General features: G+C 64.9%; 12 protein-coding genes. 8 read left to right on the top strand and 4 right to left on the bottom strand.

All coding sequences use genetic code 11. The annotated features are described in order from the left end of the window. Window positions 1-107: 107 nt before the first annotated feature. Complete coding sequence (locus FJ419_RS26535) at window positions 108-719, bottom strand: TIGR00730 family Rossman fold protein (protein ID WP_140700218.1); 612 nt, start codon at window positions 717-719, stop codon at window positions 108-110. Between the two features lie 120 nt (window positions 720-839). Between FJ419_RS26535 and FJ419_RS26530 the strand changes: the two genes are divergently transcribed. The 4 genes from FJ419_RS26530 (at window position 840) to FJ419_RS26515 (ending at window position 5,411) form a co-directional block, all read left to right on the top strand. Continuing rightward, window positions 840-2,360, top strand: coding sequence for a LysM peptidoglycan-binding domain-containing protein (locus FJ419_RS26530; protein ID WP_140700216.1), 1,521 nt, complete (start codon window positions 840-842; stop codon window positions 2,358-2,360). A gap of 92 nt (window positions 2,361-2,452) precedes the next feature. Next, a complete protein-coding gene (locus FJ419_RS26525; RefSeq protein ID WP_140700213.1) occupies window positions 2,453-2,788 on the top strand; it encodes a metalloregulator ArsR/SmtB family transcription factor in 336 nt (111 codons plus the stop codon). Next, window positions 2,788-4,671, top strand: a complete 1,884-nt coding sequence (locus FJ419_RS26520) for an ABC transporter ATP-binding protein/permease (protein ID WP_140700211.1) — start codon at window positions 2,788-2,790, stop codon at window positions 4,669-4,671. Before FJ419_RS26525 ends, FJ419_RS26520 begins: the two co-directional genes overlap by 1 nt. A 398-nt stretch (window positions 4,672-5,069) precedes the next feature. Further along, window positions 5,070-5,411 carry an antibiotic biosynthesis monooxygenase gene (locus FJ419_RS26515; protein ID WP_140700209.1) on the top strand — a complete coding sequence of 114 codons (342 nt, stop codon included), beginning with the start codon at window positions 5,070-5,072 and terminating at the stop codon, window positions 5,409-5,411. Here FJ419_RS26515 and FJ419_RS26510 read toward each other — a convergent pair. Further along, a complete protein-coding gene (locus tag FJ419_RS26510; protein ID WP_140700207.1) occupies window positions 5,387-6,259 on the bottom strand; it encodes an SMP-30/gluconolactonase/LRE family protein in 873 nt (290 codons plus the stop codon). The genes FJ419_RS26515 and FJ419_RS26510 overlap by 25 nt on opposite strands. Before the next feature lie 161 nt (window positions 6,260-6,420). Between FJ419_RS26510 and FJ419_RS26505 the strand changes: the two genes are divergently transcribed. Together FJ419_RS26505 and FJ419_RS26500 are read left to right on the top strand one after the other, a co-directional pair. Further along, window positions 6,421-7,158 carry a phosphatidylserine decarboxylase gene (locus FJ419_RS26505; protein WP_281405838.1) on the top strand — a complete coding sequence of 246 codons (738 nt, stop codon included), beginning with the start codon at window positions 6,421-6,423 and terminating at the stop codon, window positions 7,156-7,158. 75 nt (window positions 7,159-7,233) lie between these two features. Then, a complete protein-coding gene (locus FJ419_RS26500; RefSeq protein ID WP_224525202.1) occupies window positions 7,234-7,977 on the top strand; it encodes a phosphatidylcholine/phosphatidylserine synthase in 744 nt (247 codons plus the stop codon). Window positions 7,978-7,987: 10 nt separating this feature from the next. On the opposite strand, the gene FJ419_RS26495 is transcribed toward FJ419_RS26500, so the two are convergent. Beyond that, the gene (locus FJ419_RS26495) at window positions 7,988-10,210 is read right to left on the bottom strand and encodes an AMP-binding protein (protein ID WP_140700203.1); all 2,223 of its coding nucleotides are present in this window, start codon (window positions 10,208-10,210) and stop codon (window positions 7,988-7,990) included. Window positions 10,211-10,380: 170 nt separating this feature from the next. Here FJ419_RS26495 and FJ419_RS26490 point away from each other — a divergent pair, with 170 nt between their 5' ends. Then, window positions 10,381-10,866 carry an antitoxin Xre/MbcA/ParS toxin-binding domain-containing protein gene (locus FJ419_RS26490; protein WP_140700201.1) on the top strand — a complete coding sequence of 162 codons (486 nt, stop codon included), beginning with the start codon at window positions 10,381-10,383 and terminating at the stop codon, window positions 10,864-10,866. Then, window positions 10,863-11,369: an RES domain-containing protein gene (locus FJ419_RS26485; RefSeq protein WP_140700199.1), complete on the top strand. Its 507-nt coding sequence runs from the start codon at window positions 10,863-10,865 to the stop codon at window positions 11,367-11,369. Before FJ419_RS26490 ends, FJ419_RS26485 begins: the two co-directional genes overlap by 4 nt. Before the next feature lie 25 nt (window positions 11,370-11,394). Here FJ419_RS26485 and FJ419_RS26480 read toward each other — a convergent pair whose 3' ends face one another. Beyond that, a complete protein-coding gene (locus FJ419_RS26480) occupies window positions 11,395-11,802 on the bottom strand; it encodes a 4-oxalocrotonate tautomerase family protein (protein ID WP_140700197.1) in 408 nt (135 codons plus the stop codon). Window positions 11,803-11,830: the final 28 nt, after the last annotated feature.

Genomic DNA, 11,830 nt, shown 5'->3' with positions numbered 1-11,830 from the left:
GAGTAGGGGAGTAGGGGAGTAGGGGAGTAGGGGAGCCAATTCCGGGGTGCCGTTTTGCGGCAACCTAACATACTCCCTTACTCCCCTATTCCCTTACTCCCCTACATCTACATCTTGTCGATCACCGACTGCAGCCCTTCCGTCGGCGCGTCGACCGACGAGCCGGCCACCATGATGGCTGCGACGATCGCCTCCGGGTCGTCGACCACCAGCGGCTTCACGCGATGCGCGGTGTGGATGAACCCCTCGGCCGACATGTGCTCGATCAGCGCCAGCATCGGGTCCCAGAAACCCTTGATGTTGGCGAAGACCATCGGCTTGCGGTGGTGGCCGAGCTGCGCCCAGGTCATGATCTCGACGATCTCTTCGACCGTGCCGATGCCGCCCGGCAGCGCCACAAAGGCGTCGGATTTTTCGAACATGCTATGCTTGCGCTCGTGCATGTTGTCGGTGATCAAGAGTTCGTCGAGCTTGTCGAGCGCGGTCTCGGTCGCCTCCTTGTTGATCAGGAAGCGCGGGATGATGCCGGTGACCTTGCCGCCGGCCTTGAGCGCGCCGTCGGCGACAGCGCCCATGATGCCCTTGGTGCCGCCGCCATAGATGAGGCGCAACCCGGATTTGGCAAGCGAACGGCCAAGTGTGTGGCCGGCCTTGATATAGGCCTCGTCGCGGCCCGGAGACGAGCCGCAATAGACGCAGACGGATCGAATCGTGTTCATGGCGATGATTGGTGATGGGGACGGTTGGCCGGGTCAAGCCCGCGGACGGGCTTTTTCTTGTCGGACTCGGGAAAACACGCTAGACCGGGCGTTAGGTGGCTAAGGGGGCAATACGGAATTATGGCGATCAATCCTTCTAAGGCGTTCTTGTTCGCGGCGGGCGGCGTTGTCGCCGTCGCGGCCGTCGCCTATGGCTCGGGTGCGCTCGATCCTTACATCGACAGCCAGAAGCCGGCGCAGGTCGCGACACTACCGCAGACCGATGCAAAGCCGGCTGAATCCTCGAGCACGAGCACGGAGGGGCGCGTGTCCCCGGCTCCTTCAAACACAATGGCTCCGGCGAACACGATGGCGCCAGCCAATACCATGGCGCCCGCCAATAAGATGGCGCCGGCCAACAATGCGGCAGCCCCTGCGGCCCAGGCGCCCGCCGCCGCCGGTCCGACACTGCCGACCTTCGATGTCGTGCGCGTCGAGGGCAATGGCTCGATCGTCGTCGCCGGCAACGCCGCGCCCAACGCCAAGGTCGAGATTTTGAATGGCGGCACGGTGCTCGGCTCGACCGAGTCCGGACCCGACGGCGCCTTCGCCATCGTGCTCGACGAGCCGCTGAAGCCCGGCGACTATACGATCACGCTGCGCCAGACGGTTGGCGGCATCGCCGTTGCCTCGGCCCAGACCGCCGTCGTCTCGGTGCCGCAGAGCCCGACCGGGCAGGTGCTGGCCATGGTCGAGGAGCCGGGTAAGGCCTCGCAACTGATCACCGTTCCTGAGACCGAGAGCAAGCCGGCGGCGTCGGCCGCGACCGATCAGGCAGCGGCGCCCGCGACCCAGGCAACGACCGCGCCGGCGGCATCCGACACGGCCTCGGCGCCGGCCGTGACCGCGCCGGCCGCCACAGACCAGGCGACCGCGCCGGCTGCGGCCGCCGCGGCGGAGCCCAAGATCGCGGTCGAAGCGGTCGAAATCGACGGCAGCAAGATCTTCGTCGCCGGCACGGCCGATCCCGGCCGCAAGGTGCGCGCCTATGCCGACGCCATCCTGCTCGGCGACGCCAAGACTTCGGCCGACGGGCATTTCCTGATCGAAGCGACGCGCGACATTCCGGTCGGCAGCTACACTATCCATGTCGACGGCCTGGACAATGATGGCGTCAAGGTCGTCGCCCGCGCTGCCGTCCCGTTCGAGCGCGAGCCCGGCGAGTCGGTCGCCGCCGTCGCCCCAAGCGGGACCAAGTCGGCCGAGGCCAAGCCGGCCGAGACCAAGACCGCCGAAATCACGACCGACACAGCAACGGCCGAAGCGGCCAAGCCCGCCCCGGCCGCCGGGGGCGCTGCCAAGGTTGCTGAGGCGACGCCCTCGACCGACGTGCCCGAAACAGTCGCGCCAAAGCTCGAACATGCCGACAGCGCCGTCATCATCCGCCGCAACGACACGCTCTGGCGCATCTCGCGCCGCGTCTACGGCCATGGCACGCGCTTCTCGACGATCTATCTGGCCAACAAGGACCAGATCCGCGATCCCGATCGCATCTGGCCGGGCCAGGTGTTCAAGGTGCCCTCGACCTCGAAGGAAGGCGAGGCCGCCGACATGAAGGCCTTGGGCGAGCAGATGACAGGCGCGCCGGCGAAGACGGAGTAGGCGATTAGCTAATCTCCCCGCGAGGGAGATCACGCTGCTACCCATGCGCCTAGCTTGCCCTCCCATCGTTCATCGTCTATCGCCGATGAACGATGTCCGAATCCCCCGAAAGCCGCTGCACCGAAAGCCGCGCCATTGCCGCGCGGCTGGCGGCGCTGTCGCATCCGGCGCGCATCGAGATCCTGAAACATCTCTCGGCCAGCCGCTGCTGTTCGTGCCGTGAGGTGGTCGATCACCTCGATCTCGCGCAGTCGACCGTTTCGCAGCATCTGAAGGTGCTGGTCGAGGCCGGGCTCGTCCGTTTCGAGGCCGACCGGCAGCGCTCGCGCTACGCGGTCGACCACGCCGCCCTTGCGGGCGTCTCCGCTTCGCTCACCCAGCTCGTCAACTCCTGCTGCCCCAGCCTCTCACCCATAAGGCAAGACTAGTGGCCGAAAAGACCGTATCCTCCGAAGCCGGCACCCTCACCACCCTGCGTAATCTGTGGCCCTATATGTGGCCGGCCGACCGCGCCGATCTCAGAGCCCGCGTCACCTGGGCGACGCTGCTTCTGGTTGTCGCCAAGGTCACCTTGGTCGCCGGCCCGTATTTCTTCAAATGGGCGACCGATGCGCTGGCCCATGGCTCGAAGACACCGCCGCCGCTGCCATCCTTCCTGCTGGCGCCGGTGGCGCTGGTCATTGCGTATAACGTGCTGCGCCTGATCCAGCTCGGCTTCAACCAGCTGCGTGACGCGCTGTTCGCCCGGGTCGGCCAGTATGCGGTGCGCCAGCTCGCCTTCCGCACCTTCGTCCACATGCATCAGCTGTCGCTGCGCTTCCACCTCGAGCGCCGCACCGGCGGTCTGTCGCGCATCATCGAGCGCGGCACCAAGGGCATCGAGACGATCGTGCGCTTCATCATGCTGAACACGGCGCCGACCATTCTCGAATTCGCGCTGACGGCCGGCATATTTGCCTTCACCTATGGCTGGAAATACGTCGCCGTGGTCGCCGTCACCGTCAGCCTCTATGTCTGGTTCACCGTCAAGGCGAGCGACTGGCGCATCTCGATCCGCCGCGACATGAACGACAGCGACACCGATGCCAACACCAAGGCGATCGACTCATTGCTCAACTTCGAAACGGTCAAATACTTCACCAATGAGCGCATGGAGGCCGAGCGCTTCGACCGCTCGATGGCACGCTACGAGATCGCCGCGACGAAGACCTGGACCTCGCTCGGCTGGCTGAACTTCGGCCAGGGCCTCATCTTCGGCCTCGGCACGGTCATCGTCATGTGCATGTCGGCGCTGGAGGTGCAGGCCGGCAGGCAGACGGTCGGCGATTTCGTCTTCATCAACGCCATGCTGATCCAGCTTTCGGTGCCGCTCAATTTCATCGGCTTCATCTACCGCGAAATAAGGCAAGGGTTGACCGATATCGAGCATATGTTCGACCTGCTCGACGTGCCCCAGGAGATCGTCGACAAGCCGGATGCCAGGCCTTTGAAGGTCGGGCCCGGCAAGGTCGAATTCCGCGACGTGCATTTCTCCTATGATCCCAACCGCAAGATCCTGAAGGGCGTCTCCTTCGAGGTGCCGGCCGGCAAGACGGTGGCGATCGTGGGCCCGTCCGGCGCCGGCAAGTCGACCATCTCCCGGCTGCTGTTCCGTTTCTACGACGTTCAGGGCGGCAAGGTGCTGATCGACGGGCAGGACATCCGCGACGTCACGCAGGAGAGCCTGCGGGCGGTGCTCGGCATGGTGCCGCAGGACACCGTCCTGTTCAACGACACCATCGCCTACAACATCCGCTACGGTCGCGTCGGCGCCAGCGAGGAGGAGGTGCGCAAGGCGGCCGAGCTCGCCCAGATCGGCCCGTTCATCCAGAAGCTGCCAGAGGGCTACAAGTCAATGGTCGGGGAGCGCGGGCTGAAACTTTCGGGCGGCGAGAAGCAGCGCGTGGCGATCGCCCGCACCATCCTGAAGGCGCCGCCGATCCTGATGCTGGACGAGGCGACCTCGGCGCTGGACACCCAGACCGAGCAGGAGATCCAGGCAGCCCTCGACCTGGTCAGCAAGGGCCGTACCACGATCGTCATTGCTCACCGGCTGTCGACGGTGATTTCGGCCGACGAGATCATCGTGCTGAAGGACGGCCAGATCGCCGAGCGCGGCACCCATGCGGCGCTGCTTGCAAAGCACGGCCTCTACGCCTCGATGTGGGACCGCCAGCGCGAGGCGACCGAAGCCGAGGAGCGCCTGCGCATCGCGCACGAGGGCGACGAGCTTGGGGTGATTGTGAGGAGAAGGACGTCGGAAGTGAGCTGAGACGATGGAGCGCTAATCTCCCCCCAAGTGGGGGAGATGCCCGGCAGGGCAGAGAGGGGCGCTGTCCCGCCGGCGCAGCCAAGCCTGGGTTCCTCGCCCCGCCAAAGGCGGGGAGAGGTGTCCGCGTAGCGGACGGAGGGGGCTTCGTAAGGCGCTCCCCTCTCCGTCTCGGCTTCGCCGAACCACTCCCCATTGAAGAAACTCGAGGTTGCGAACGCCCCGTTCCTTCGCGCCCCCCTCTGTCCTGCCGGACATCTCCCCCACAAGGGGGGAGATCAGCAGCTCCGGCGCCGCGCCTCCTGGCAGACAAAATGCCCCTTGACCTCAACCTACCTTGAGCTTGCAAACCGTCTCCGAGCCACCAGCCAGGCAACTCTACAAACGGAGATGGATGAAAAATGACCGCCAATAATCATCGCACCGGCAGCGTCTTCCGGGTCGACAAATTCGTCGTGCCGGCGCAAGCGCGCGACGAAATCCTCAGCAAGGCCAGGATGACGCATGAATTGCTGCGCCAGCAGGAGGGTTTTGTGCAGGACTTCCTGCTCGAGCAATTCTCCGGCCCGGGCGAGTTCAACCTCGTCACCATGGTCGAGTGGGAAAGCCAGGCCGCCGTCGACAAGGTGGTGCCGATCATCAAGGCCGCGCATGAACGCATCGCCTTCAGCGCCCAGGAAACCATCGCGCGCCTCGGCGTCAAGGCCGACATAGCCAACTATCGGCGCGTGCCGGAATTGTAAGACGGCCACCCGGCTCCGGGCACCAAAACAGCGGCGCTCAGCACCTGGCCGGTACGGGCGTCGCTCACCATATTTTCGAACCCGCGCCATTCGGCGGCGGCGATGAACAACGTCCTGCCGTCGGCGCCGCCCAGCATGCAGGCAAAGCAGCCTCGATCGACCTCAACCCTGTCGATTTTCTCGCCGCCTTCGCGAACCCTGACACAGTGGCGGTTCGGCACGTCGGCATACCAGACACAGCCTTCGGCATCGATGCAGATCCCGTCGGGATAGCCGTTGCCGAGATCGGCCCAGACGCGCCGCTTGGAAAGGCTCCCGTCCTCGCCAATATCGAAGGCGGTTAGCCTCCTGGCGTGGGACTCGGCGACGATCAGTGTCTTGTTGTCCGGCGTCACCGCCATGCCGTTGGCGAAGGCGATATCCTCGGCGACCTGCCGCACGCCGCCGTCCGCTGCGACCAGCACGATCGTGCCCGGTCCGAAATGCTCGCCCGGCGCCGGCGCCGGCCCGCCGCCATTGACATAGATGTTGCCGCGCCCATCGACGACGATCTCGTTCCACGGGTTCTTCGACAGATGCCTCAGATCGGCATGGGTGACGAGCGTCCCGCCTGCCTCGTGCCGGAGCAGCAGGCCTTCCCGGCCCGAGACCACCAGAAGCCGGCCATCCGGCAACCAGTCGATCGAATAGGGCAGGACGGCCGGCACGGTAAGCATCACCTCGCTCCGGCCATTTTCGTCTACCGCGACGATCTCGCTGGTGCCCCAGTTGCAGAGCCAGAGCCGGCCATCGTGCCAGCGCGGCGACTCGCCGAAGGCGAGGCCTGTTGTCACGACTTTGGCACTCATTGCAGACGGCTTCGGCGAAGGCATTGGCGGGCTCCCTGGGTGTCCTCTCGCCAAGGACGTGTGACGGAGCTGAGGTCCGACACCCGGAGCAAAAGTTAGGCTTGCGTGCCGGCGTTAGCGCCTCCCCCATTGTTGCGTTGCGGGGAAGGGGGCTTTCCGCTATTGAGGCGCATCCTGAAACAGGGACCGCCCCAAGCCCTATGACGCTTCTCGACTCGGTCAAGAATACGTTCGTTCCGATCCATCGCGAAGGCTACCCCTTCATCGCCGCCTTCGCCGCGGCGACGCTGTTCCTCGGCTATTTCTCCTCGGTCCTGTTCTGGATCGGACTGATCCTGACCGCATGGTGCATCTATTTCTACCGCGACCCCGAGCGCGTCACCCCGGTCGACGACCGGCTGGTGGTGAGCCCGGCCGATGGCGTGATTTCCGCGGTCGGTCCCGCCGTGCCGCCGAGCGAGCTTGGCCTGGGCTCGGGCGAGATGACCCGCATCTCGGTGTTCATGAACGTGTTTTCCTGCCACATCAACCGCGCTCCGGTGCGCGGCCGGATCACGCGCATCGAGCACAAGCCCGGCAAATTCCTCAACGCCGAGCTCGACAAGGCAAGCGCGGAGAACGAGCGCAACGGCCTGGTCATCGACAGCCCGAACGGCACCATTGCCGCTGTGCAGATCGCCGGCCTTGTGGCACGGCGCATCGTCTGCTGGGCAGAGACCGGCGGTACGATCGCGATCGGCGAGCGTTTCGGCCTGATCCGCTTCGGCTCGCGCGTCGACGTCTTCCTGCCGTCGGGCGCCGTGCCGCGCGTCGCGGTCGGCCAGACGGCGGTCGGCGGCGAGACTGTGCTTGCCGAATTCGGCGGCACCGCGGTCACGCCCTTGGTCAGGGTTTCCTGAGCGTTGGGCGCGCCGTTCAAGAAATTCGAGGCCCATGCCAGCGGCGGTCCCCGCATCCGCGAGATCCCGATGCGCATGGTGCTGCCCAACCTGGTCACCGTGCTTGCCATCTGCGCCGGCCTATCCGGCATCCGCTTCGCCTTCGAGAACCGCTTCGAGATCGCGGTGGTCATGGTGCTGCTTGCCGCTTTCCTCGACGGCATCGACGGGCGGCTGGCGCGCATGCTGAAGGCGACCTCGAAATTCGGCGCGCAGATGGATTCGCTGGCCGATATCGTCAATTTCGGCGTGGCGCCGGCCCTGGTTCTCTACGCCTTCCTGCTCGACCGCGCCGGCTCGCCGGGCTGGATCGCGGCACTTCTCTTCACAATCGCTTGCGGCATGCGGCTGGCCCGCTTCAACGTTCTGGCCGACGACGCCGAGCAGCCGGCCTGGCAGACCGAATATTTCGTCGGCGTGCCGGCCCCGGCGGGTGCTGTGCTGGTCATGCTGCCGCTCTATCTTTATTTCCTGCGGCTCGGTCTGGAGCCCAGCCGGCCGGCCGCCTTCGTCGCCACCGGCTTCACCGTGCTGGTCGCTTTCCTTCTGGTCAGCCGCCTGCCGGTCTATTCGGGCAAGAGCGTCAAGGTGCCGGGCGACAGGGTGCTGCCGGTCATCCTGGGCGTCGTGCTCTACATTCTCTTGCTGATGACCTATCCCTGGTACACGCTGACGGCTTCCGTCGCTGGGTACCTGCTTTTCCTGCCGTTGTCGGTGCGCGCCTATTCCAAGCGGGCCATGCGCGAAGGCGAGAAGGTGCCGCCGTCGGATATCGGGTAGCGCTGCGCACCTAGGCCGCCGCACTCAGCCCCAGCCGGTCGATCGCCAGCTTGCGCGCCGAGATGTAATCCGTCTTGCCCGAGCCCAGCACCGGGATATCGTCCACCTTGATGATGTCGTTGGGCACCATCAATTCGGCCGCGCCGGCTTTCTTGCCGAACTGGCGCAGTTCCTCGGCATTGGCGTCGTCGGCGGTGGTGACCAGCACGATGCGCTCGCCGCGCCTCTTGTCGGGCACTGCCACCGCCGCGTGGCGCTCTTCCGGCCATAGCGACTGCACCAGCATCTCGACGGCGCCCAACGACACCATCTCGCCGGCGATCTTGGCGAAGCGCTTGGCCCGCCCGCGTATGGTGATGAAGCCCTCGCGGTCGACCGAGACGATGTCGCCGGTGTCGTGCCAGCCTTCCAGCCGCTGCAATTCGCCGGGACGGTCGGCGGTCATATAGCCCATCATCATGTTCGGTCCGTCGAGCCACAGCCGGCCGCCCTCGGCGATGCCTTCGACCGGCTCCAGCTTCATGCGGATCGCCGGCAGCGGCCGCCCGACCGTGCCGTCGCGGCCATGGATGGCGGTGTTCACCGCCACCACGGGCGCGGCCTCGGTCAGCCCGAAGCCTTCGACGATCGAAGCCTGGAAACGGTCGCGATAGGTGCGCCGCGTCTCCGGCTTCACCGCTTCGGCGCCGGCCACGACGAAGCGCAGGCTGGAGAAGTCGCCGTCCTTGGCGGTGCGCGCGTAATTGGCGAGGAAAGTGTCGGTGCCGAACATCACGGTCGGCTTCACCTTGCGGGCGATCTCGGGGATGATCTTGTAATGCAGCGGCGAGGGGTAGAGGAACAGCTTAACGCCCAGCACCAGCGGTAGGATGGTGCCGCCGGTCAATCCGAAGGAATGGAACACCGGCAGCACATTGAGCAGGATGTCGGCCGGCGAGACGGAGACGCGCGCCTCGGCCTGCATGACATTGGCAAGCAGGTTGCGGTTCGACAGCACCACCGCCTTCGGCGTGCCTTCCGAGCCGGAGGTGAACAGGATGACAGCGGGCTTCGAAGCTTGCTGCCGCTGCAGCGGCAAACGCCACAGAAGCGCGGCGGCGACCTTGTCCAGGGTCGTCACATTGGCGCGCACATCCTCCAGCCACAGCATCTTGGCGCCACCCGCCTCGACCGCGGCGACGATATCGTCGATGCCCGCCTTTTCGATGAAGGCGCGGGAGGAAACCACCGTCCTGATGACGGCAGTGCGGATCGCCGCGGTCACGCTGGCCGGGCCGGCGGTGTAGTTGATCATCGCCGCCACCCGGGCAGCTGAGACCAGGCCGACGAAGGACAGCACCACGCCATTGGCGTTGGGCAACAGCACGCCGACCGCTTCGCCGGGCGCCGTCACCGCCTCGAAATGGCGGCCGAGCACGCGCGCGCCGATGAACAGCTTGCGGTAGCTGAGCGAACCGGAAATCACATCCTCGATGATCGGGCGCGAAGGGCCGATGCGGTCGGCGGCGTCGCGCATGGCGAGGAAGAGCCCGCGATCGAGATTGGTGCCGTAAAGCCGCGCCTCGGCGAACCGGTCGAACAGCGCGTTGGTGTTGGACGCCATATCAGGGTTGCGCGCCACCAGCTCGGCGATGGTCATCGGCTCCAGCACACTCATCGAAAGCCGCGGGAACCAGTGGCGCGGTGCTTTCTCCTTCGGCGTCAGCGACACCGGCAGGTCACGCGTGCCGGCAACGAAGATCGGCACGATGCGTGCGTCGGCCTGCATGGCGATGCGCGTGATGGCGCGAAACAGCCTGAAGGACTTGACGTCCGGCTCGACATTGTCCGGCAGATAGACGGCAAGCCGCCCCTTGCCCTTGAGCACGCGCACCAGCCGGCGGCTGACGAAGATATGCTCGGCGTTGAAGGCGATGGTGCGGGCAAGCTCACGCCACGGCTCCAGCCATGGCGAGCGCGCCGAAGCCTGGTCCAGGATGTGCAGCGTGTCGTCGGGAAGCAGCGACAGCATCAGCGCCGGCTCGATGCGCGACTGGTGCCAGACCACATAGATGACGGGGGTCTTCGCGCTGCGGGCAATGCGGATGCGGTTATCGGCGATCCGGTAGGCGAGCTTGAACGGCACATAGAGCAGCGCCTGGGTGAAACGCAGGTCGAGCCGGAACCGCTCGATCACGGCGATCAGCAGCCAGGCAAGGACAAGGCCCGCCAGCAGCGCCAGGGTCAGGATCATGCCGCTCTCTCCCAGTCTCCTCCAGGACGCGGCTCTTGGCGACCGCTTCGGTGGCAGAGGGTAGCGGAAGTGCGGGCAAGGTCAATGCGGACTGAAGCAGTGCCTCGATCTCCACTTGAAAAACTCTGACACATGTCGTAAATAAACTGACACGTGACGGAGAGGCAAAGATGGCCAGTTTCCCGACGGGGTTTGCCGAAGCACCACACATGGAGCCGGAGTTCGAACGGCTGATCGACCTGTTCGGCGGGCCGAAGGTTCTTGGATCCTCGGTATCCAGCCCGCTCGAGGCGCATGAAATGATCCTGCATGGAATTCCAAGCCAGGCTCTGGAAAGCCTCGTCAGGCAATTGACCGTCATCGAAGCAGATGCCTTCGAGGCGGCATTCGGCATGAGCGAGCGGACATTTCAGCGGCACAAATCTGATCACTCCCGGACGCTCAATCGGGAGCAGGGTTCAAGGACCTGGAATTTCGCCAGGGTTCTCACCAAGGCCACGTCTGTTTTCGGCAACCAGGAAGCGGCAGAGAAATGGATGATTGAGCCCGCCATGGGCTTGGACAACCGGCGACCCATCGATCTCTTGGCCACGGCGGCGGGTACCATGCTTGTACAGGAATTCCTCGAACGGCTCGACTACGGTGTCTACGCGTGACGCCTTTGCCGGGTTCTCTCGGAACGGGCGATGTCCTCGGCTGGAGACTTGATCACAGACGCTTCCAGGCAAGCTGGGACAGCGGTGAGGGAGCCTTCAAACTCGGGGGAAGGTGGAACAGCAAAGGCGTCAGAGCCGTCTACGCATCCATTGATCCATCGACCGCCATTCTCGAGGTGGCGGTTCACAAAGGATTTCGTACGTTGGATACCGTTCCTCACGGGCTGACGGCATTCGACATCACCGATCCATTGAAGGTTCATGTGGTGGAAATGGACGAGATTCCGAACGCAAACTGGCTGCGTCCCGGCATTCCAGGCGCCGGCCAGCAGCAGTTTGGCGATGCTCTGCTGGCCAAGCACCCCTTCTTTCTGATCCCCAGCGCGGTATCCCAGCACAGCTGGAACCTGGTGTTCGATCCCGGTCGGGCGGCTGGCCTTTATACGCTGCGTCTCCAGGAGGATTTTGCGCTCGATACGAGGCTTCACCCTCCTGTGAAATAGCTGTCGGCGGGGGTGAGCAATACTCTCACGCCGCCTTCAACCTCCCGCTAATGAACCGGAACTCCTGGCTTTTGCCGCCATAGCCATAGGCCGCCGCCGGCACTTCGTGCACGAAAGCGTAGCTTTCCTCATGCACGCCGCCCAGCAGCCGTCCGAAAGCCTCGAAGATCGCCTTGAGGTAGGCTTCGAGCTCGAGCTTGGTGTTGGTGCCGTCGACGACCTTGATATCCAGCCAGAATGTGCTGGTGCCGTGCTCGGCCAGCGACTTGCCGCCGGCAAACCAGTGCTGCGGATCGATGTAGTTGACGGCGACCGCGGTGATCGTCGGATCCTTGTGCAACAGCTTCGCGGTGATGTCGGTGGCCTCCCTGGCGATTGCCGCGGACAGCTTGGCGTCCGGCTTGCCGGTGACGCTGATATTGATGATCGGCATTTTTCTATCCTCCGAGTTGGGCGCCTCG

Origin of the sequence: Mesorhizobium sp. B2-6-2 (assembly GCF_006440615.1) — a bacterium.
Taxonomy (GTDB): domain Bacteria; phylum Pseudomonadota; class Alphaproteobacteria; order Rhizobiales; family Rhizobiaceae; genus Mesorhizobium.
Note: the sequence above shows the minus strand (reverse complement) of the source record. Positions and strands in the feature narration are given on the sequence as shown.